Origin of the sequence: Pseudomonas cuatrocienegasensis, from assembly GCF_900110925.1 — a bacterium.
Classification (GTDB): Bacteria; Pseudomonadota; Gammaproteobacteria; order Pseudomonadales; family Pseudomonadaceae; genus Aquipseudomonas; species Aquipseudomonas cuatrocienegasensis.
The window spans coordinates 546,049-567,352 of sequence record NZ_FOFP01000001.1; the positions used below are offsets into that span (position 1 = coordinate 546,049).

A 21,304-nucleotide genomic window follows, 5' to 3' on the forward strand; every position below is an offset into this window, starting at 1 on the left:
CCAAGGAACGCACCCATGCAGAAGAAGACCCTGTTGCCGCTGCTCTGCGCCGGCATGATCGGCCTGGCCGAGGCGGCCGTGGTGGTTAAACCGGTCCCTTACGAGATCGACGGCGAGGCCTTCGAGGGCCTGTTGGTTTACGACGACGCGGTCACTGAGCCGCGCCCAGGCCTGGTCATGGTGCCCAATTGGTTGGGCGTCACTGACAAATCGGCAGAGAAAGCGGCACGGGCTGCAAGCGATAAGTACGTGGTCTTCATGGCCGACCTGTACGGCAAGGCTGTGCGCCCTAGCAACCCCGATGAGGCGCGCGCTGCAGCCACAGCAGTGCGCGGTGACCGGCCCTTGATGCGCAAGCGTACGCAGGCAGCGGTTGATGTGTTCAAGGCGCAAGGCGCGTCGTTGCTCAATGCCAGTCAGATGGCGGCCATTGGCTTCTGCTTTGGCGGTGGCGCGGTCCTTGAACTGGCTCGCTCAGGTGCTGACCTCAAGGCCTTCGTCGCATTCCACGGCAACCTGGACACCCCCAACCCGGCAGACGCCTCTAATATCAAAGCACCGGTTCTGGTACTGCATGGTGCCGATGACCCGGCTGTGCCGCAGACTCAGGTCGACGGTTTCGTGGCAGAGATGAAGGCGGCCAAGGTCGATTGGCAACTGGTGAGTTATGGCGGTGCAGTGCACTCGTTCACGGACCCCTATGCCAAGGTGCCGGGACGCAATGAGTACCATCCAGTGGTGGCCAAGCGCTCATTCGAAGCCATGAATGCGTTGCTCGACGAAGTTTTTCAAGCGCCTTAAACAACCAAGGGGTATGCCAGCAAGGCATGCCCCATGAGTGTTACAGGTTCGCGTTGGCGGACCGGAGTAACTCGATACACGCGATGACGCCCTGGGTGTTCAACGCCTGCTGAGCCCCAGGGCGTTTCAGGTTTACTGCGGCAGTACGGCGATATCGATGATGCCCTCAGGCAGCTCGGTCACATCGCCGAGCGTGGTCGGCTTGCCACTGGCCAGGTCGATGGTATGCAGTGTCTTGCCGGTCAGCAGGTAAGCGGTGTTACCGCCTTTACCGTCGCTGACGATGTCGAACGCTGTTGCGCTCAGGCCCTTGGCAATCGCGCCCACTTCCTGCTGTACACCATCATTCGGTGGGTTCTGCAACATCAGGCTGCCAGTCGCCAGGTCAACGTTGTACAGCGCAGTGGCCTTGGTACCCGCGTACGAGTTGCTGTAGGCACCCGCCATAACCTTGGCAGTCTTACCTGCGTAAGGGCCATCTGTGGCGTAGGCGACCTTGCCATCTACTGCCACTTCACCGGTCTCTACATTGACGCGAAAGCTGGTGCCGTCTGGGCCGAGCAGGCGCAGACGGTCTGCAACCGGGTTGAAGTCGACTACGGCCTGGCCAGCGCCCGGCAGGCTGTTATTCAGTTTGGCTGCCATCTTCGCGGCGCCACTGGCGAGATCCAGGGTGTACAGCTGGTTGTCGCTGCCCAGAGCATAAAGCTGACCATTGACCGGGCGGATGTCGAAACCACGCAGTGCCACGGGGCTTTGTGCAGCCATTTTGCCAGTGACTTTCAGGCTGCTGCTGTCGATCTTGAACAGCTGCCCATCGCTACCCAGGGCGAGCAGGGGCGCGGCGTTGACCGAGCCGGCTGCCAAGCTCAGGGCAACGGTGGAAAGGGTCAGGGTCAGGCGTGCGTTGAACCGGTTCATAAGCATCCTCTCATGGAACATTTCAGCATCAGGCGGTAGTCCAACAAGGAACTCACCGCGGGTGCCTCGACGAAACACCTGATAGCTATACCCGGCAGTCGGGCGTTGGATGTCGGCAGGATAAATTTTTTTACTGAAGAGGCTTTGCCGATTAAGGGCGGCGCCATTGCGGCGCCGCCCAGGGTGTCAGTTAACGGAGGCGACCACCGCGCGGCCGATGTAGAGCACCTTGCCGGTCGGGCGACTGGATGGTGAGCCGCCGGCAGGCTCCAGGGTCAGTTCAAACAGCTGTCCCGGTTGGACCTCGCCGATCTGCTCGGCGCTGATCACAGTCGGCTTGCCCGGCTCGATAAGGCCAAGCGAGCGCGGGCCAATGGCCGGGTCGACCAGTGTCCAGAACTGCACGGAGCGGTCCGCTGGAATTTCATCCTGCATCAGCGGTTCCAGACGCAACGCGCCGTCTCCTGCGATATGCACCACCCATCCCGGCTGCGCTGTTTCACCTGGGGGTTGCAGGACCACGGTATAGCCCGTGGCCGTCTCGCCCTGCCAGAGGCCAGGGGCCAGCGCGGCGACCAACGCCATCGCCAGGGCCGCACTGGTCAGGCGCCAGGTGAGCAAATTGTTCCACCATTGACCCCAGGCGCTATGGTCGGGTGTGCGCGCAATACCCAGGCTGGCCTGGATTCGCGGCCACAATTGGGCGGAGGGCGCTTGCGCCGGTAGCTGGTCGGTCAGCTCGAGCAGGTGACGCTCCCAGTCCAGGGCCATGCGGGCGGCCTCTTCATCCTGCTCGATCAGGGCGCGGACCTCGGCGGCTTGCTCATCATCAAGCAAACCGAGTACGTACTCGCCGATCAGGGCACGGCGTTCGGCAGGTTGTTGCGCGATCATGGGTGCAAACACTCCTGCAATGCGCGCAGGCCAGCGCGGATGCGACCTTTGATGGTGCCCAGCGGGGTGGCAAGTCGCGCGGCTATCTGGTCATGGGTCAGGCCACGATAAAACGCCAGCAGAATAGGGTGGCGGCGATTACGCTCGATGCCTTGCAGGCAGCGCCGCAGCTGGCGCTGCTCGGATTGTTGTTCGAGCAGATCGGCCGCCTGGAGGCTGTCGTCCGCGGCGCGTTCGATAAAGTCGTCGTCCAGCTCCACGGTGCGGCCACGGCTGCGCAGTTGGTTGAGGGCGCGGTAGCGCAGGATGCTGTGAATCCAGGCGCGGCCACTGCCCAGTGTGCGCTGGAAGCGCGCGGCATTGCGCCAGATCAGCACGAAGGCGTCGTGGACACAATCTTCTGCCTGATCGCGTCGCCCGAGTAGGGTAATCGCTAGTCCCAGCATCTGCCCGGCCTCCTGGTTGTATAGCGCCTGGAAGGCGCGCTCGTCACGGCGTGCGCAGGCTTCCAAGGTGGTTTCGTAATCGAACGTCGTGTCCGCCATGCCGCTTTCCTGTTGGCTTCAAACTCGGTGAAGTCGTGTGGGCAGAGGTTATACCCGAGCGGAGGCCGTCTGGATGCCTGCCGTCGAACTATTTAGGGTCAGCCAGGCATCTCGATACGCCGCGTTTCCCCTGGTACTTCGGGCCAGTCGCCGGCGGCCCAGCGGGTGCGTGCACGGTCGATCAGGGCGGGGTCGCTGGCGACAAAGTTCCAGTTTATCCGCCGCGGCCCAAGCGGTGTGCCGCCGATAAGTACCAGGTGGGTTTCGCTGCACGCCTCCAGCAGTACCTCGCGCTCCGCTGGTAACACGGCGAGCTGGCCAGGCGGGACGGGCTGGCCATCGACTTGCAGCTCGCCTGAAATGACGTACAGGGCGCGCTCAGGGTGTTCGGTCGGCACCAGTAGATGGGCGGCGGTCGCCAGACGGATCTCGGCGTACAGGGTCGGCGAACGCACCGCTACGGGCGACTGCAAACAGAAACCGTTGCCTGCGATCAGGCGAATGTGCACCCCCAGGGCATCGGACTCGGGCAGGCTGTGTGCCGGGTGGTGGCTATAACTGGCCGGTCCCTGCTCATCCTCCACGGGTAGCGCCAGCCAGACTTGCAGGCCATGCAGCCGTGACCCCTCGGCTCGCGACGCTGGTGGAGTGCGCTCGACATGGGCGACTGCGGCGCCGGCACACATCCAGCTGACATCGCCCGCTTCGACCCGTTGGTCCGAGCCCAGGCTATCGCGGTGCTGCAGCTCACCGCTGAACAAATAGGTCAGGGTCGCCAGGCCGATATGCGGGTGCGCGGCAATATCCAGCCCATCGTTCGGCGGGTAGTGGTGTTCGAGCATGTGATCGAAAAACACGAACGGCCCTACGCTGCGACAGCGCGCCGAAGGCAGTGGACGGCGGATCGGTTGCCCGAGCAGGTCTTCGGTACGCGCCTGCACCAGCAGCAGATCACTCATGCTTGCACCGTGGCCAGTTGGGTGTTGATCTGGATGTCGGCCTTGGTCATCAGGTTGTGGATCGGGCATTTATCGGCGATCCGCAATAATGCCTGGCGCTGCGCCTCATCCAGGGGGCCGTGCAAGGTCAGGCTGACATCCAGGCGGTAGGTGCCTTGCCGCTCCTGTTGCGTGTCGCGCTGCACATCGACGTCCACATGCTCCAGCGGCAGGCCTTTCTGTTGTGCATAAAGCGCAAGAGTAAGGGCTTTGCAGGCGCCCAGGGCGGTATCAAAAAAGTCATGGGGATCGGGCGCTACAGACTCGCTGCTGCCTTGAGCCGTAGGCATGTCGCAGCGCAGCTGGTGTGGCCCGATGTCGATGCGGTGTACGAAGCCGCTTTCATGGCGGATGCTGATCATGGCATTACCTTAGCGGGTGGTGTCGGTCAGCAGCCTAGCCTATGACATGCTCGCGCTGCCAGGCCGATTGGCACTGGCGCCGGCAGGGCGCACCAAAAACGCTCGAACTCGTTTGGCGACGAGCGGTCTATGCTGCTCATTCGTTCTCTTGGAGTAGTGCCTGTGCGTGTACCTGGTTTGGTGATGGCTGCAGCAATCGGGCTATGCGTGCTGCAAGCGCAGGCGCGAGACTACCGGTATAGCGATGCGCACCTGCACTACGTCGATTTCTTCCAGGAAAGTGCCGGGATGGATGTGCTGCTCAAGCGCATGGATGCGGCCGGTGTCGACCATGTGATGTTCTCTGGAATTCCCGTGGCCAAGAAGTGGGACGAGAACGAACCCAAGCGTCCCCGCTACTACGCCGGGGACGACGCCAATGCCTATTGGTACAGCGCCACCGATACCCTGATTGCCCACGCCTATAAACAGGTGCCCGCCGAACAGCGGCATCGCTTTCATCCGTTCCTGTCGGGTTTTAACCCGAACGACAAGAATGCCGATGCGCATATCCGGCGCATGCTCGAACTCGATCCTGGTCTCTGGCAGGGCATTGGCGAAGTATTTACCCGCCATGATGACTTGACTGCGTTGATTCATGGCGATGCCCCGCGTGCCAACAATGAGGCGTTGGCGCGGGTCTATCACCTGGCGGCCGAGTACGACCTGCCGGTGATGGTGCATTCCAATATCACCTCCAAGCGCGAGCGTAATCCGCTGTATCTGCAGGAGATCGAAGACCCGTTGCGCAACCACCCGCATGTGCGCTTTATCTGGGCCCATGCCGGTACCAGCATGGAGATTCATCGACACCAGGAAAAACTCGACTTCCTGCTATCGAACCTCGAGCGCATGCTGGAAACCTATCCCAACCTGTATATCGATTTGTCCTGGACCATGCTGCGGCCTTATTTGCTGGATGCTGACGGCAAACCTGATCCTGCCTGGGTCCACCTCGTCAGCAGCTACCCGGCGCGCTTTATGCTCGGCTCCGATGTGGTCGGTCGCTTCGACAGCATGGGTGAGTACATGCATGGCTTTGCGCCATTCCTCGACGCCCTACCGGAAAAAGTGGCGAAGCAGGTAGCTCGGGACAACTTTCTCGCTGTACTACCGCGTACCGTGCAGGCCGAGCTCAAGACCCGCACAGCACCCTGAGGCAGCTGTGATTGGCTTGTCATGGACATGTTCAACAAAAACAGTGCACCGCTGGTTGCCCTGATGCTCGGCAGTAGCTTGGTCCAGTCTCAAGTGACGCTCGATGGCGAGGTCGAGTACGGATTGTTTGTCAGCACCTAAAAGGATTTCACGCCCGGCGAGCGCGTATTGACCCAGCGTAACCAGCCGATTGAGCGCGTCACCGAGGTGCCGGCACGCCTCGGCAGCAAAGTCGGCATGCGTTACAGCCTCAGGGGCAATGCAGCGGGCGAAACGCCCTTGACCCTGCTGTTTCTGGCCCCCGCAGGCGTGCGCCATGACAAGTTTGTGGTGACCCAGGCGCTGGTCGCTAACACCGCCCAGGAAACCATGGCGTTGGAGTGCAGCGAGCCCATGAGGTCGTACCCGGTGAGTGGCATCTGATGGTTTTCCAGAGCGATCGGAAAATTGTTTAACAACGCTTCATCGTGCGCTAAGCGATATGAAATATGTACTGCTCGGCAGGTGGCGCGGTGAACGCAGGGCTCATGGGCTGCGCCTTGGCATAGACTAAAAACCTGTTCTCGATTTTGGTTTCACGACATAGCTTCAGATCAAGGCGCCTGCGGGCGCCTTTTTTTGTGCGCTTTACCGGGCACTTGCACTACTACGGACTACAGCTAGGGTTATTTATCAGACCAATCTATCAAGATTTGTCCAACAACGTCCGATAAGCAGGCCTTGGGTCGTGCCTCTTCGCTCGTCCAGCATTTTCGCCGCCTCAATACCCGTCAAATAGTAGCCAAGGATGAAACAAGATGACCCTGAGAAACCTGAATATCGCACCCAGAGCCGGCCTCGGCTTCGCCATAGTGGCCCTGATGGTCATTTTGTTAGGCGCTTTCTCGCTGGCGCAGATGACCAATATCCGGGCCGAAGCGGAGAAGGTCGATGACGACGTTTTGCCCAGTATTCTGAGCGCAGGCGAAATGGGCCTGACGGTAATGCGTTTGCGCGCCATCACCTTGCGTTTACTGCTCAACCGTGAGCCCGAGGTGGTAAGCGTCAGTGAAAATCGCTCGCAAGAGCTACGTACGGCACTGGCCAAGGCCAACAGTGACTACGAGGCATTACTGAGCAGTGACGAAGACCGCGAGCAGTATGGGCGCTATCAGCAGCTCGAGCGTCAGTACCTGGCAGGGCAGGCAAATATTGTTGAGCTCTCCAAGCAAAATCGTTTGGATGAAGCGCGGGCGGTGATCAATGGTGACTACGCCAAGCATGCTGATCAGTTGGCTGCGGTGTTGAACGAAATCAATACCTACAACCGCGAGTTGGCCAGTCAGTCGGCCGAGCAGTCGGCTGAAATTTTCAGCACGGCCCGTCTCTGGGTAATCGTTGCCATGGTTGCGGCGGCTATCGCGACTGTTCTGCTGGCCATGCTGCTTACGCGCAGCATCGTCAGCCCGCTGAGCGAGGCCTTGCACGTAGCCGAGACGGTTGCCAGTGGCGACCTGACTCAGTCTATCGTTGTGCAGGGCAGTGATGAGCCTGCACGTCTGTTGAGTGCCCTGAAGGGTATGCAGCAGAGCCTGCGCGCCACCATCCAGAGCATTGCGGACTCCTCCAACCAACTGGCGTCGGCCTCGGAAGAGCTGCATGCCGTTACCGAGGACTCAACCCGTGGCCTGCACCAGCAGAACAACGAGATCGAGCAGGCGGCCACTGCGGTCAATGAAATGACCACGGCCGTGGAAGAGGTGGCGCGCAATGCAGTCAACACGTCCGAAGCTTCGCGCACTTCGGATCGCACCACCCAGCATGGCCGCGAGCAGGTTCGCCAGACGGTAGACTCGATCAGTCACCTGGCTGACGACGTTACCGATACGGCGGGGCAGGTCGAGCTGCTGGCTGACAAGGTGCGTGGCATCAGCAAGGTACTGGACGTGATTCGTTCGATTGCCGAGCAGACCAACTTGCTGGCGCTCAACGCGGCAATTGAGGCAGCGCGGGCGGGCGATGCCGGGCGCGGGTTTGCCGTGGTGGCGGACGAGGTACGGGCGCTGGCCCATCGCACGCAACAATCGACCCAGGAAATCGAGCAAATGATCGGCGGTATCCAGCAGGGCACCGATCATGCCGTTAGCGCGATGCAGAACAGCAATTCACGAGCCCGCACCACCTTGGATGTGGCGAAGGCGGCGGGCGAGGCGCTGGATCAAATTGCCCTGGCGATTTCCGAGATCAATGAGCGCAACCTGGTGATTGCCAGTGCCTCCGAAGAGCAGGCCCAGGTGGCGCGGGAAGTGGACCGCAACTTGGTGAATATCCGTGATCTGTCGCTGCAGAGCTCGGCGGGGGCGAACCAGACCAGTGCGGCTAGCCAGGAGCTGTCGCGTCTGGCCATCGACCTCAATGGCTTGATTGCTCGTTTTAAGGTCTAGCTGCACTTCGCAGATATGAAAACGGCGCCCTGAGGCGCCGTTTTCAATGCAGTGATACTCAGGCCTGGTAGCGCTTGAGTACCAGTGTGGCGTTGGTGCCGCCGAAGCCGAAGCTGTTGGACATGACGGTGTCCAGCTTGGCGTTCTCGCGGGTTTCACGCAGGATCGGCAGGTCAGCCACTTCCGGGTCCAATTCGTCGATGTTGGCCGAGGCGGTGATGAAGTTACCTTGCATCATCAGCAGGCAGTAGATCGCTTCATGTACCCCGGCGGCGCCCAGGCTATGGCCGGACAGGCTCTTGGTCGAGCTGATCGGCGGCGCCTTGTCGCCGAATACCGCACGTACGCCACGAATCTCCGCTACGTCGCCAACCGGCGTCGAGGTGCCGTGGGTGTTCAGGTAGTCGATTGGCGTGTCGACGGTGGACAGCGCTTGCTGCATGCAGCGGATCGCGCCTTCGCCACTCGGGGCGACCATGTCGTAGCCATCGGAGGTGGCGCCATAGCCAACGATTTCGGCGTAGATCTTGGCGCCGCGAGCCAGGGCGTGCTCCAGCTCTTCGACCACCACCATGCCGCCACCGCCAGCGATGACGAAACCGTCACGCTTGGCGTCGTAGGCGCGCGAGGCTTTCTCGGGCGTGGCGTTGTATTCGGTGGACAGGGCGCCCATGGCATCGAACAGGCAGCTCTGGCTCCAGTGCTCCTCTTCACCGCCGCCGGCGAAGACCACATCCTGCTTGCCCAGCTGGATCTGCTCCATGGCCTGGCCGATGCAATGAGCGCTGGTGGCGCAAGCCGAGGAGATGGAGAAGTTGACGCCCTTGATTTTGAAAGGGGTCGCCAGGCAGGCCGATACGGTGCTGCCCATGGTGCGGGTCACGCGGTATGGGCCGATGCGCTTGACGCCTTTTTCGCGCAGGGTGTCGATGGCTTCCATCTGGTTGACCGTGGAGGCACCACCCGAGCCGGCGATCAGGCCGGTACGCGGGTTGGAAACCTGCTCTTCGCTCAGGCCGGAATCCTTGATCGCCTGTTCCATCGCCAGGTAGGCGTAAGCCGCAGCGTCGCCCATGAAGCGGAACAGCTTGCGGTCGATCAGGGCTTCCAGATCCAGGTCGACGGAGCCTGACACATGGCTGCGCAGGCCCATCTCGGCGTATTCCGGGTTGAAGCGGATACCGGGACGGCCAGCACGCAGGTTGGCGGACACGGTTTCTTTGTCATTGCCCAGGCAGGAAACGATGCCCAGACCGGTAATCACGACGCGACGCATGGAGAGAGTCCTTTAGAAACTGTCGGTAGAGGTGAACAGGCCGACCCGCAGGCCTTCGGCGCTGTAGATCTCGCGGCCGTCGACGCTGACCGTGCCATCGGCAATGGCCAGAATCAGCGAGCGGGTGATGGTGCGCTTGATCTGAATGTTGTAGGTGACCTTCTTGGCGGTCGGCAGGACCTGGCCAAAGAACTTCACGTCACCCGAACCCAGGGCGCGGCCGCGGCCCGGGTTGCCTTGCCAGCCCAGAAAGAAGCCGACCAGTTGCCACATGGCATCCAGGCCCAGGCAGCCAGGCATGACCGGGTCGCCTTCAAAATGGCAGGCGAAGAACCACAGGTCCGGGTTGATATCGAGCTCGGCGACGATTTCACCTTTGCCGTACTTGCCGCCGACATCGCTGATATGAGTGATGCGATCGATCATCAGCATGTTCGGTGCGGGCAGTTGCGCGTTACCCGGGCCGAACAGTTCGCCGCGGCTGCAGCGCAACAGATCTTCCTGGGTGAAGGCGTTTTGTTTGGTCATGCGAGCTCCTCAATAATCCCACGCACCACGGCTGGGCAATCGTCCTGGCCGGCAGCGCAACCGAGTGCGCATGCCAGCAGCCTAGTCATAGACTGTTGCGTTGTAATGAAAGTCACAGCGGCGTGAGTACAGTTGTACTCCGCTCTTGGCGCACTGTCACACCACACCGCCTACTGGCTTATAACCGTCAAGCCTGCCGCATTTCACTGCGCTTGACCACCCGTCGATGGTCGAGGCGGCAACCAGCGCTGCAGCACGCGTTGCAGGTCTACGCGTTTGAAGGGTTTAGCCAGGTAATCGTTCATTCCAGCGTCAAGGCACGCTTCACGGTCACCCTGCAGGGCGTTGGCGGTTAAGGCAATGATCGGCGTCTGCGCCCAGCCCGGCTGCTGACGGATTTGTCGGGTGGCCTGATAACCGTCCATAACCGGCAAGCGGCAGTCCATGAGTACCGCATCGAACGGTTGCTGGCTGACGAGGTGCACGGCCTGGGCGCCGTCCCCAACCAGGCTGACCTGGTAGCCGAGGCTGCGCAGCATGGCTTCGATAACGGTCTGATTGACCGGGTTGTCTTCCACCAGCAACACATGCTGACCCTGACCGTTTTTGCCTTCGTCGCAGCTGTTGAGCGCAGTTGCTTTGGGCTGACGGCTGAAGGGCAGGGGTATTTCTAGGGTAAAGATCGAGCCACGGCCTTCTTCGCTTTCCGCAACCAGGGTGCCGCCCATGCGTTCGGCCAGGGTGCGGGCGATCGGCAGGCCGAGGCCGGTGCCGCCATAGCGCCGGGAGATCGAGTTGTCGGCCTGCTGGAAGGCATCGAACATGTGTTCCAGGCGTTCAGGGCTGATACCGATGCCGCTGTCGCGGACCGCGCAGGTAAACCAGAGTACGTCCTCATCCAGTGCCTGCCAGCGGGTTTCCAGGCGAATACCGCCGGTTTCGGTGAACTTCAGGGCGTTACCAATCAGGTTTACCAGTATTTGCCGGATACGTGTCGGATCGCCCTGTACCTCGACCAGTTCCAGGCCCGGCTGCAGGTCCACCTCCAGGCTTAGTGCACGCTGCTGAGCACTGTGCTGGAAGACCAGCGCCGAACTCTGGACCAGCTCGGCCAGGTTGAAGGCAATACGTTCGAGCTCCAGCGCCCCTCGCTCTATACGCGAGAAGTCGAGAATATCGTTGATGACCTTGAGTAGGTGCTCGGTGGATTCGCTGGCCAGGGCGGCGTACTCGGCCTGCTCCTGAGTCATTTCGGTGGTTTCGAGCAATTGCAGCATGCCCAGTACGCCGTTCATGGGCGTGCGCAGCTCATGACTCATCATGGCCAGAAAGTCCGACTTGGCGCGGTTGGCCTGTTCCGACTCTTCGCGGGCCTTGATCAGCAGGGACATGGCATGCTGCTGTTGCTGGCTGGCGTGCGCCAGGCCATTGGCCAGGCTGTTGATGTGGCGTGCCAGCGCGCCCAGTTCGCTGTCGCCGAGCTCGGGCAGGCGAGTGCGGTAGTTGCCGCCCTCAATAGCCACTACAGCATCGCTCATGGCACTCAGTGGCTGCGAGAGGTGGCGGGCAAGGCGGCGTGCCAGCAGGAAGGTCAGCAGCAGGGCCAATAAGGCCAGGCCCGTGGCTTTCAGCAGGATGCGTTGTTGGCGTGCATTCAGGGCTTCGGTCGACATGCCGACGACGACTCGCCCCAGATAGACGTTATCAGCACGACCTGCCTGCGCGGACTCGACCTGCAGCAGGTGGATGGGGGCGTGGTAGACCGCTACATCGGCGCCACTTTGCAGGGTTTTTGCTTGCTCGACATAAACCAGAATCTCGTCGTTACGATCCCGTACTTCGAGAAAGCGCACATGAGGGGTCTTGAGTGTCGCCTGCAGCAGGCTGTCGAGCACCTTCAGGTTGCCGGTAATCACGCCGTACTCGCTGGCCGGCGCCAGCTGGCTGGCGATCAGTTGGCCGTTGTCATTGAGTTCCTGATGCAGGTCCTGCAGCCGCACAAACGTGAAAAAGCCGGTGAGCAGCAGCGTCATGAGCAGGGCCGGGCCGACGCTGATCAACTGGGTGCGGGTATGGATGTTCCAGCTGCGACCCCACTTCATACGCAGTCACCGTAGGGCATGTGCGCACTGATGAGTGAAGCGGGTAGCGGGCTGCGGGCGGCGGATAAGTGGTTGATCACGCAACGGCCTTGTTCGCGTTTGAAGAGAGGCATGTTAACCGAGCAGCCTGGCTTTGGCAGCGGGGCCGGGGGGTAATTGCCGCAAATGTGCACGCCGCCGCAAGCCTGCACGGTCGCACAGTGCTGGTAGGCTAGGGTCTGTTGTCGCTTCGTTCGCGGCCGCGCCGGAGCCAGTTTTAGCGCGAGGCAAGGCACGAGATGCGAAGTTTAGCCGGCTAAATGAGCCATCGAGAAACGCAGCATCGCGCTAAAACGGGCCCGGCCCTACGGGTTGCGCGCAAAATCTCGCCATGCGTTGTTGGAGGACTTGGCAAGGGAACAACCATTACCTGCGTCCTCCGCCTAGCCTGGCGAGATTTTTCGCGGCAACGCGGCTCGCGACGAAACGACCACAGACCCTACTATGGCCCCGTATAATGCCCAATTTCGCCATCGCGTATGGCTCCAAACGGATTTCCTATGACTGAGCAGCTCCCTATTGCCGTGTTGGGCGGCGGCAGCTTCGGCACCGTGATCGCCAACCTGCTGGCCAATAACGATCAGCGTGTCTTGCACTGGATGCGTGATCCTATCCAGGCCGAGGCCATCCGTACCACACGGCAGAATCCGCGCTACCTCAAAGGTGTCGACATTCACTCTGCTGTCGAACCGCTGACTGACCTGGGTGCTGTGCTGAACGCCTGCCAGTTGATCTTTGTCGCCCTGCCATCCAGCGCCTTGCGTCAAGTCTTGCAGCCGCACAGCGCAGAGCTGGCGGGCAAGTTGCTGGTGAGCACGACCAAGGGGATCGAGGCGCAGAGCTTCAAGCTGATGAGCCAGATCCTTGAGGAAATAGCGCCCCAGGCGCGTATTGGTGTGTTATCCGGCCCTAACCTGGCCAAGGAGGTGGCTGCCGGCGCACTGACTGCCACCGTGGTGGCCAGCGAAGACGAAGCCCTGTGCCTGCAGGTTCAGGCCGTACTGCATGGACCGACGTTCCGGGTGTACGCCAGTGCCGATCGCTTTGGCGTCGAGCTGGGTGGGGCTTTGAAGAACGTCTACGCGATCATCGCGGGGATGGCTGCAGCTTTGGGCATGGGCGAGAACACTCGGAGCATGCTGATCACCCGCGCCCTGGCAGAAATGACCCGTTTTGCCGTGCAACTGGGTGCTAACCCGATGACCTTCCTTGGCCTGGCAGGCGTAGGCGACCTGATTGTCACCTGCTCGTCACCCAAGAGCCGTAACTATCAAGTGGGTTTTGCCCTCGGCGAGGGGCTTTCGTTGGACGATGCCGTGGCGCGCCTCGGTGAAGTGGCCGAGGGCGTCAATACCATCCGCGTACTCAAAGCCAAGTCCGAGGAGATGGGCATTTATATGCCGCTGGTCAGCGGTCTGTATGCCATTCTGTTTGGCGGTCGCACGCTGGATCAGGTGATCGCGGCACTGATGAGCGCAGAGCCAAAAACCGATGTCGACTTCATCTCACCCACCGGTTTCTGAACCGGTCTTGCAGGAGCTTGCCCATGACTGATCCCCACAAGACGCTGGAGCGCGAATCCATCGTGCTGCGTATTCTCTGGATGGTGCTGTTTGCGCTGGTCTGGCAACTGGCTGAGTTGGTCCTGGCCGGCGTAGTCCTGCTGCAGCTGGGCTACCGGATCATTTACAGCGCTCCCAACGCAAGCTTGCTTGGCTTTGGTGACAGCCTTAGCCAGTACCTGGCGCAAATTGGCCGCTTTGGCACCTTCAACAGCGATGAGAAACCCTGGCCATTCCAGGATTGGCCAACACCGCGCACGCCGGACGGCGAGGTGGCCCATAGCATCCCCCCAGCGCCTCATCCCGTGCGGGATGAAGAGCCCAAGCTGTGAGGGCTGGGTGATGAGGCTGTGGCTGTTACGCCATGGCGAAGCTGAACCCCAGGCCCGCACAGACGCCGAACGCCCGCTGACGGCCCATGGCCGTGCGCAGGCGTTGCGCGCGGCCGAGCACCTGCGTGAGCAGCCACCGCAAACCCTGTTGGTCAGCCCCTATGTGCGCGCGCAGCAGACTGCGCAATTGGTGCGCGATGCTATCGGCTTTCGCGGCGCCTGGCATACGGTGCCCTGGCTGACCCCGGACAGTGAATTGCGTGAAGTACTGCTGCAGCTTGACCGCTTCGATCAGGGCAGCGTGCTGCTTGTGACCCACCAGCCTTTGGTGGGCGCATTGGCCGGGCTGTTGGTCGACGGGCACAGGCAGCAGCCCGTGCCGATGTATACAGCCAGCCTCGCCGCACTCGACGGCGACCTGTTGGCGGCTGGCTGCATGACGATGCACAGCCTGCAGCATCCCGCGCTGGATTAACGCGACTACACACCGAAACATTTCTCCTCTTGCGACCCGTTGTTGTGCGTGGAATAGTCAACCAAGCAATTGCTTGGTTGGCTCCACAAAAACAATAAAGGAGGAACCCCCGTGGCCGACGCTTACGAACTGCCGCTGGATATGTTTTTTGCGCGTGAAACCCGTCACCCTACTAAAACCTACATGGTTCAACCCCTGCCCGGTGGGCAGCTTCTGCAGCTGAGCTGGGCCGAGGTCGGTGACCAGGCCCGCCGCGCCGCCAACTGGCTGCGCCATCAGCAACTGCCGCCAGGCAGCCGCATCGCGATCATCTCGAAGAACTGCGCACACTGGATCATCAGCGACCTGGCGATCTGGATGGCGGGGCATGTATCGGTGCCGTTGTACCCCAATCTCACCGCCGACTCGGTACGCCAGGTGCTCGAGCATGCCGAGGTCGAGCGGGTATTTATCGGCAAGCTCGATGACTGGCCGGCGATGGCGCCCGGTGTGCCCGAGTCGATCCCGACCATCGGCCTGCCCCTGCGCCCAGCGGGTACCTTCAGTTATCTGTGGGACGAACTGCAGGCCATGGCGCCGATCGAGGACAGGCCCAGCCCTGCAGGCGAGCAGTTGGCGACCATCATCTACACCTCCGGGACTACCGGAACACCCAAGGGTGTGATGCACCCCTTCGCCAATTTCGGCTTCGCCGCCAGCCATGCCACTGAGCTATTCGGCGTAAGCGAGCAGGATCGGGTGTTGTCCTATCTGCCGTTGTGCCACGTCGCCGAGCGCATGTTCGTCGAGATGGCGTCGCTGTATGGCGGCCAGACCGTGTTCTTCGCCGAGAGCCTGGAAACCTTCCTCGAAGACCTCAAGCGAGCTAGACCGACGGTGATCTTCGGGGTGCCGCGAATCTGGACCAAGTTCCAGATGGGCGTGTACAGCAAGATGCCGGCCGAAAAACTCGAGCGCCTCTTGCGCATCCCGCTGCTGGGGCGCTTCGTCGGCCGCAAGGTCCTCGCCGGCCTGGGCCTGGATGCTGTGCGCTATGCGCTGTCCGGCGCCGCACCGGTACCTGAGGCGCTGCTCAATTGGTACAAGCGCCTGGGCCTGGATGTGCTCGAGGTCTACGGCATGACCGAGAACTGCGGTTACTCCCATGTCTGCCGGCCGGGCAAATTCAAACTGGGCTGGATTGGCCAGAACAGCCCGGGTGTCGAGGTACGCATCGCCGAGGATGGTGAGGTGCAGGTGCGCAGCGGAGCGACCATGCGCGGCTACTACAAGGACCCGCTGAAGACCGCTGAAACTCTGACGGAAGACGGCTACCTGCGTACCGGCGACAAGGGCGAGCAGGACGCCGAGGGTAACCTGCGCCTGACCGGGCGGATCAAGGAAATCTTCAAGACCAGCAAGGGCAAGTATGTGGCGCCTGCACCCATCGAGAACCGTCTGGCGGTGCACCCGCGGATCGAGCAGGTCTGTGTGATCGGCGATGGCCTGGCCCAGCCGCTGGCGCTTTGCGTGCTTTCCGAGGTCGGGCGCAGCGAGGCAGAGGCAGGGCGGCGAGCTGAGCTGGAGAGCAGCCTCAAGACGCTGCTCAGCGCTGTCAATGCAGAGCTCGACAAACACGAACGGCTCACTGGGCTGATCCTGGTTGGAGATGTCTGGGCGGTTGACAATGGCTTTCTCACCCCCACCCTGAAAATCAAGCGTACTGTCGTGGAGGGCGCCTATGGCGAGCATTTCGCCGGCTGGGTCGCGCGCGGCGAAGCGGTGCTCTGGCATGAGACGACTCGCCCATGAAGCCTGTAAACGAGATGAGCCTATGGCGGCAAGTGCCTGATCTTGACCAGCTCAATGGCACCTTGAAAAACACCATTGGCGAGCAGCTGGATATCCGCTTCGAGGCCTTCGATGAGGCTTCGATCAGTGCCAGTATGGTTGTCGATGCGCGCACTCATCAGCCGTATGGTCTGTTGCACGGTGGGGCGTCTGTGGTGCTGGCGGAAACCCTGGGTTCCACCGCCAGCTATCTGTGCATAGATACGGCGCGTTACTACTGCGTGGGCCTGGAGGTGAACGCCAATCACCTGCGCGGGCTGCGCAGCGGTCGGGTCACGGCCGTCGCGCGGCCGGTCCACCTGGGGCGTACCACCCATGTCTGGGACATTCGCCTGACGGGGGAGGATGGCAAGGCAAGCTGCATCTCGCGGCTGACCATGGCCATCGTGCCGCTGGGCGAGCAGCCACCGGGTCGCTGAGGCCTCATCTGGCACCCCGAGCCTGGCCATAGCGCCGTCATCACTGGCCGTTACAGTCGTTGCCTGGGACAGGGCGGTGGTCGACAATCCGGGCACTGTTACCGCGTACTGAGCCTGTCATGTCCCAAACGATTTTCTTTGCCCATGCCAACGGCTTTCCGTCTGCCACCTACGGCAAGCTGTTCGCCGCCCTGGCGCCGCATTACCAGGTTCAGCACCTGGTACAGCATGGCCATGACCCGCGTTTTCCGGTGAATGACAACTGGAGCAACCTGGTTGATGAACTGTTGCATCACCTGCGTGCCTTGCCTGAGCCGGTCTGGGGTGTCGGCCACTCACTCGGCGGGTTGTTGCACTACCACGCTGCGCTGCGTGAGCCGAGTTGCTACCGGGGCGTGGTGATGCTCGATTCGCCGATTCTGACCCGGCTCGATCAATGGGTCATCCGCGCGGCTAAACGTTTTGGCTTGATTGATCGGATCACCCCAGCCGGGCGCACCCTGGGTCGCCGTGAAGCCTTTGTCGACCAGGCCGAAGCCCGTGATTACTTCGCCCGCAAGCCGCTGTTCCAGCGTTTCGACCCTGAATGCCTTGATGCCTACGTACAGCATGGCCTGCAGCAGCAGGGAGGCCAGCTGCGGTTGGCATTCGATCCGGCGACCGAGATTGGTATCTACCGCAGTGTGCCCCACGCCGCGCCTGGCCGTCCGCAGCAGCTGCGGGTGCCGCTGGCGATGGTGCGTGGGCGGCATAGCCGCGTGGTGTTGCCCCATCATGCCCGGTTGGTGCGCTATATGGGGCGCGGCGAAACCCTGACCCTGCCGGGTGGGCATATGTTTCCCCTGGAACGGCCGCAGGCCACCGCTGATTTGCTGATCCGCACGTTGCAACGCTGGGATCGGCCCATTGAGGAGGCGCGAGCATGAGCCTGGCATTCGAGGAAGTCCGCCTGCGCTTGCCGCATATCGAACTGGCAGCCCATCTGTACGGACCCGAGGACGGTCGCCCGGTCCTTGCACTGCATGGCTGGCTGGATAACGCCGCCAGCTTCGCGCGCCTGGCCCCCAAGCTTGAAGGTGTGCGCATAGTCGCGCTGGACCTGGCCGGGCATGGCCACTCCGACCACCGGCCGGCCGGTGCCAGCTACGCGATCTGGGACTACGTGCACGATGTACTGCAGGTCGCCGAGCAATTTGGCTGGGCGCGGTTTTCCCTGCTCGGGCACTCCATGGGCGCCATCGTTTCGGTGTTGTTGGCTGGCGCCTTGCCCGAGCGGATCGAGCGCCTCGCGCTGATCGACGGGGTAATGCCCTACACCGGCGAAGCCGAGGGTGCGCCGCAAAAGCTTGGTGAAGCGCTGCTCGCGCAGATGGCCCTGGCGGCCAAGCGCAAACCGGTCTATGGCCAATTCGAGCGGGCTGTGGAGGCACGCATGCGCGGCGTTGGCGCGGTAAGTCGTGAGGCGGCCGAATACCTCGCCCAGCGCGGCCTGATGCCGGTGCCAGGCGGCTACACCTGGCGCACAGACAGTCGCTTGACGCTGCCGTCGCCGTTGCGCCTGACCCGTGCCCACGCCGAGGCTTTTGTCCGTCGGCTAAGTTGCCCAACTCGCCTGGTACTGGCCGAGCAGGGCATGCTGGCCAACCAGGCAGAATTGACTCGCTTGCTGGAAGGCAGCCCGATCGAGGTGATGACCCGCCCTGGTGGCCATCATCTGCATCTGGATGACGAGCCGGGCGCGGAACTGGTAGCAGACTGTTTCAAAGCTTTCCTGCTCGCGCCTTGACTTGCCAAAGGCAAGTGGGGAAAGGTGCCAGGCATTGCAACGGAGAATCGCATGATCGACCTTTACACTGCCGCCACCCCAAACGGACACAAGGTGTCCATTGCCCTGGAAGAGCTGCAACTGCCTTACACCGTGCACGCCCTGAGCTTCGACAAGCAGGAACAGAAAACCCCCGCGTTCCTCAAGATCAACCCCAATGGCCGGATTCCCGCCATCGTCGACCGTAACAATGGGGATTTTGCCGTTTTCGAGTCCGGCGCCATTCTGCTGTATCTGGCCGAACTGACTGGCCAGCTTATCCCGCAGGACCGCAATGGCCGTTCCACCGTCATGCAGTGGTTGATGTTCCAGATGGGCGGCGTCGGCCCGATGCAGGGCCAGGCCAATGTGTTCTTCCGCTATTTTCCGGAGAAGCTGCAGGGCGCCATCGACCGTTACCAGAATGAAACCCGGCGCCTCTACCAGGTGCTCGACACACGCCTGGGCGAAGCCGAGTTCCTCGCTGGCGACTACAGCATCGCCGACATTGCGACCTACCCCTGGGTCCGCATTCACGAATGGTCCGGTGTCTCGGTTGAAGGGCTGAGCAAGCTGCAACGCTGGATGGCCGCGCTGGACGCACGTCCTGCGGTACAGCGTGGCCTGCTGGTACCCGTGCGTGAAAGCGATGGCGACAAGGCGGTGAAAACTGCCCAGTCGATGTTGACCCGATGAGCGCCGCTATCCGAGGTGTATTGCTGGCAACCAGTTTGCTGGGTAGTGCGGTGGCTCTGGCGGATGTGCCGGGCAGTCGTGATTTGCCAATGCTGCCGCGGTTTCCCGGCAGTGAGATCGTGGTGTTCAAGGAAGCCGCTGAGCAGGAGGCGATCTACCCCCAAGGTGCCATCCGCCGCATCAGTGGTCGGCTGCGCTATGAGCGCGAGGTGCAGGCCCAGGGCGCGCTGACGGCTGTGACCTATGAACTGCCGGGCACCCATAGCGCCAACGAGGTGTTCACCAGTGCTCGTGAAGCCTTGCAGGCACAGAACGCCAAACTGCTCTACTGGTGCCAGGGCCGCGAATGCGGAGCCAGCAGCCTGTGGGCCAATGCCGTGTTCAACCAGTCGATTCTGTATGGTTCGGACGACCAGCAGACGTATCTGTTGGCACGTCTGGCCGAGCCCCATGCGGACAGTCTGCTGGCGCTCTACAGCATCACGCGCGGTAACCGCCGTGCCTACCTGCATGCCGAGCTACTCGAAGCCAGCAGCCCGCTGCAGGCGGTGCTGCCCACGCCGGCCACGTTGTTACGCCAGCTCAAGAGCAGCGGGGCGCTGCAGCTTCCCGAGCTACAGGCGCCAGACGAGGAGTGGTTGCCACTGTTGGCGCGCAGCCTGAACCAGGACAGCACCTTGCGGGTCAGCCTGGGTGGCGCCCACGCCGAGGTCTGGCGCGAGGCGTTGGTCGCCCAGCGTGTCAGGAGCGCACGCCTGGAGCTAGGTGATGTAGCAAGCGAGGGGCTGCGTATCGAGGTCCTGCGCTAAAACCCTCTGCGCTGCGATGCCTGGGCGCTGCTCTGCTTGCTCTGGCCAATGCGACCCAGGCATGCTTGCGCGCTGAATCGGGGCTTGGAAGCCCGCTTGAACCTATGTGCGCTGTAGCGTGCGGCTCGAGCGGGATCGCGCTCCGGTGTTTTCCTGCCGTGGAGCCTGTGCATTGCTCAATAACGATCGTTTGCTGGTGCAGATCCTGCTGCTCGGGTTGCTGGGCGCCAGCCTGTGGGTGTTGGCGCCGTTCTGGTCGGCGCTGTTCTGGGCCGCGGTGCTGTCCTTTGCCAGTTGGCCGCTGATGCGCCATCTCACGCGTTTGCTGCGCGGCCGCCAGTCCCTCGCTGCGGGCCTGCTGACCCTGGGTTGGACCGGGTTGGTAGCGGTGCCGCTGGTTATGCTGGGGTTCAATCTGGCTGACCATATCCGTGATATCACGACCTTGATCAAAGGTTTCCAGGTTGAAGGCCTGCCGCCGGCGCCGAGCTGGCTGGTCGGTATTCCGCTGGTTGGCGAGCGCCTGCTCGGCATCTGGCAGACCATCGACCAGCAGGGCGCGGCGTTCTTTGACAGTGTGCGGCCGTACCTGGGGCAACTGGGCAACTGGTTGCTCGCCCGCAGCGCGCAGATCGGTGGCGGCATGCTGGAGCTGGCCCTGAGCCTGATTCTGGTGTTTTTCTTCTACCGCGATGGCGCCCGCCTGGCAGCGTTTGCCAAGAGCCTGCTGGAGCGCCTGATCGGCGAGCGTGCCGAGCACTATCTGGATCTGGTTGCCGGTACTGTGCAGCGGGTGGTCAACGGTGTGATCGGCACTGCGGCGGCGCAAGCCATCCTGGCCTGGATCGGTTTTACTATCGCCGGTGTGCCGGGTGCGCTGGGCTTGGGCCTGCTGACCTTCGGTTTCAGCCTGATCATGATCCCGCCACTGGTCTGGGGCCCTGCGGTCGCCTGGCTGGTCTGGCAGGGCGAGATCGGCATGGCGGTGTTTCTCGGGGTCTGGGGCTTTTTCATCATCAGCGGCGTGGACAATATTCTCAAACCCTACCTGATCAGCCGGGGTGGCAACCTGCCGCTGGTGGTGGTGCTGCTGGGGGTATTTGGCGGCATTCTGGCCTTTGGCTTCATGGGCTTGTTTCTCGGCCCCACGTTGCTCGCAGTGGCTTACAGCCTGCTCAGTGATTGGGTGGCGGGAAAGCCATCTGCTGCCCAGGCGGTCAGTGAGTCGTCGGAAGTGAAGCCGCACTGAGCAGACCAGTACGGCCAACCCTGTTAAAGGTTGACCGTGCAG

At 62.0% G+C, this 21,304-nt stretch carries 21 protein-coding genes and 2 pseudogenes; 15 read left to right on the top strand and 8 right to left on the bottom strand.

All coding sequences use genetic code 11. The features are described 5' to 3' along the window. Positions 1-15 precede the first annotated feature (15 nt). Positions 16-801, top strand: a complete 786-nt coding sequence (locus BMW49_RS02580; RefSeq protein WP_069516664.1) for a dienelactone hydrolase family protein — start codon at positions 16-18, stop codon at positions 799-801. Positions 802-933: 132 nt separating this feature from the next. On the opposite strand, the gene BMW49_RS02585 is transcribed toward BMW49_RS02580, so the two are convergent. The 5 genes from BMW49_RS02585 to BMW49_RS02605 form a co-directional block, all read right to left on the bottom strand. Further along, positions 934-1,722, bottom strand: coding sequence for a DUF4394 domain-containing protein (locus BMW49_RS02585; RefSeq protein WP_069516663.1), 789 nt, complete (start codon positions 1,720-1,722; stop codon positions 934-936). Positions 1,723-1,908: 186 nt separating this feature from the next. Beyond that, the gene (locus BMW49_RS02590) at positions 1,909-2,616 is read right to left on the bottom strand and encodes an anti-sigma factor (protein ID WP_069516662.1); all 708 of its coding nucleotides are present in this window, start codon (positions 2,614-2,616) and stop codon (positions 1,909-1,911) included. Continuing rightward, positions 2,613-3,161, bottom strand: a complete 549-nt coding sequence (locus BMW49_RS02595; RefSeq protein ID WP_069516661.1) for a sigma-70 family RNA polymerase sigma factor — start codon at positions 3,159-3,161, stop codon at positions 2,613-2,615. The genes BMW49_RS02590 and BMW49_RS02595 overlap by 4 nt, the downstream gene beginning before the upstream one ends. A 98-nt stretch (positions 3,162-3,259) precedes the next feature. Then, positions 3,260-4,120 carry a pirin family protein gene (locus BMW49_RS02600; RefSeq protein WP_069516660.1) on the bottom strand — a complete coding sequence of 287 codons (861 nt, stop codon included), beginning with the start codon at positions 4,118-4,120 and terminating at the stop codon, positions 3,260-3,262. After that, positions 4,117-4,521 (bottom strand): OsmC family protein, encoded by a 405-nt coding sequence (locus BMW49_RS02605; protein ID WP_069516659.1) that lies wholly within the window; start codon positions 4,519-4,521, stop codon positions 4,117-4,119. Before BMW49_RS02605 ends, BMW49_RS02600 begins: the two co-directional genes overlap by 4 nt. 183 nt (positions 4,522-4,704) lie before the next feature. Between BMW49_RS02605 and BMW49_RS02610 the strand changes: the two genes are divergently transcribed. The 4 genes and pseudogenes from BMW49_RS02610 to BMW49_RS25485 all read left to right on the top strand — a co-directional run bounded on the left by BMW49_RS02610 (position 4,705) and on the right by BMW49_RS25485 (position 8,141). After that, positions 4,705-5,718: an amidohydrolase family protein gene (locus tag BMW49_RS02610; RefSeq protein WP_090390838.1), complete on the top strand. Its 1,014-nt coding sequence runs from the start codon at positions 4,705-4,707 to the stop codon at positions 5,716-5,718. Between the two features lie 27 nt (positions 5,719-5,745). Next, positions 5,746-6,173 (top strand): annotated as a pseudogene (locus BMW49_RS02615) (DUF3859 domain-containing protein). Between the two features lie 342 nt (positions 6,174-6,515). Then, positions 6,516-7,052 (top strand): annotated as a pseudogene (locus tag BMW49_RS25480) (MCP four helix bundle domain-containing protein); the annotation flags it as partial. 48 nt (positions 7,053-7,100) lie between these two features. Continuing rightward, on the top strand, positions 7,101-8,141 hold the full coding sequence (locus tag BMW49_RS25485) for a methyl-accepting chemotaxis protein (RefSeq protein ID WP_371850854.1): 1,041 nt from the start codon (positions 7,101-7,103) through the stop codon (positions 8,139-8,141). Positions 8,142-8,199: 58 nt separating this feature from the next. Here BMW49_RS25485 and fabB read toward each other — a convergent pair whose 3' ends face one another. The 3 genes from fabB to BMW49_RS02635 form a co-directional block, all read right to left on the bottom strand. Further along, positions 8,200-9,417 (bottom strand): beta-ketoacyl-ACP synthase I, encoded by a 1,218-nt coding sequence (gene fabB, locus BMW49_RS02625; protein ID WP_069516656.1) that lies wholly within the window; start codon positions 9,415-9,417, stop codon positions 8,200-8,202. Between the two features lie 12 nt (positions 9,418-9,429). Beyond that, on the bottom strand, positions 9,430-9,945 hold the full coding sequence (gene fabA / locus BMW49_RS02630; RefSeq protein ID WP_069516655.1) for a 3-hydroxyacyl-[acyl-carrier-protein] dehydratase FabA: 516 nt from the start codon (positions 9,943-9,945) through the stop codon (positions 9,430-9,432). A 203-nt stretch (positions 9,946-10,148) separates the two neighbouring features. Continuing rightward, entirely contained in the window at positions 10,149-12,047 is a 1,899-nt protein-coding gene (locus tag BMW49_RS02635; RefSeq protein WP_069516654.1) for a response regulator, read from the bottom strand. A 539-nt stretch (positions 12,048-12,586) separates the two neighbouring features. On the opposite strand from BMW49_RS02635, the gene BMW49_RS02640 reads away from it, so the two are divergent. The 10 genes from BMW49_RS02640 to BMW49_RS02685 all read left to right on the top strand — a co-directional run bounded on the left by BMW49_RS02640 (position 12,587) and on the right by BMW49_RS02685 (position 21,262). Beyond that, positions 12,587-13,609, top strand: coding sequence for an NAD(P)H-dependent glycerol-3-phosphate dehydrogenase (locus tag BMW49_RS02640; RefSeq protein WP_069516653.1), 1,023 nt, complete (start codon positions 12,587-12,589; stop codon positions 13,607-13,609). 23 nt (positions 13,610-13,632) lie between these two features. After that, positions 13,633-13,980, top strand: coding sequence for a DUF4389 domain-containing protein (locus BMW49_RS02645; RefSeq protein WP_069516652.1), 348 nt, complete (start codon positions 13,633-13,635; stop codon positions 13,978-13,980). A 10-nt stretch (positions 13,981-13,990) separates the two neighbouring features. Continuing rightward, a complete protein-coding gene (gene sixA, locus BMW49_RS02650) occupies positions 13,991-14,455 on the top strand; it encodes a phosphohistidine phosphatase SixA (RefSeq protein ID WP_069516651.1) in 465 nt (154 codons plus the stop codon). A gap of 141 nt (positions 14,456-14,596) precedes the next feature. Further along, the gene (locus tag BMW49_RS02655; RefSeq protein ID WP_090390840.1) at positions 14,597-16,246 is read left to right on the top strand and encodes an AMP-binding protein; all 1,650 of its coding nucleotides are present in this window, start codon (positions 14,597-14,599) and stop codon (positions 16,244-16,246) included. Positions 16,247-16,260: 14 nt separating this feature from the next. After that, the gene (locus tag BMW49_RS02660) at positions 16,261-16,704 is read left to right on the top strand and encodes a hotdog fold thioesterase (RefSeq protein ID WP_069516943.1); all 444 of its coding nucleotides are present in this window, start codon (positions 16,261-16,263) and stop codon (positions 16,702-16,704) included. A 119-nt stretch (positions 16,705-16,823) separates the two neighbouring features. Next, positions 16,824-17,630, top strand: a complete 807-nt coding sequence (locus tag BMW49_RS02665; protein WP_069516649.1) for an alpha/beta fold hydrolase — start codon at positions 16,824-16,826, stop codon at positions 17,628-17,630. Then, entirely contained in the window at positions 17,627-18,490 is an 864-nt protein-coding gene (locus tag BMW49_RS02670; protein WP_069516648.1) for an alpha/beta hydrolase, read from the top strand. Before BMW49_RS02665 ends, BMW49_RS02670 begins: the two co-directional genes overlap by 4 nt. Positions 18,491-18,541: 51 nt before the next feature. After that, entirely contained in the window at positions 18,542-19,204 is a 663-nt protein-coding gene (locus BMW49_RS02675; protein ID WP_069516647.1) for a glutathione S-transferase family protein, read from the top strand. Beyond that, positions 19,201-20,013: a DUF4892 domain-containing protein gene (locus BMW49_RS02680; protein ID WP_069516646.1), complete on the top strand. Its 813-nt coding sequence runs from the start codon at positions 19,201-19,203 to the stop codon at positions 20,011-20,013. Before BMW49_RS02675 ends, BMW49_RS02680 begins: the two co-directional genes overlap by 4 nt. 172 nt (positions 20,014-20,185) lie before the next feature. Next, the gene (locus BMW49_RS02685) at positions 20,186-21,262 is read left to right on the top strand and encodes an AI-2E family transporter (RefSeq protein WP_069516645.1); all 1,077 of its coding nucleotides are present in this window, start codon (positions 20,186-20,188) and stop codon (positions 21,260-21,262) included. The last annotated feature ends 42 nt before the right edge of the window (positions 21,263-21,304 follow it).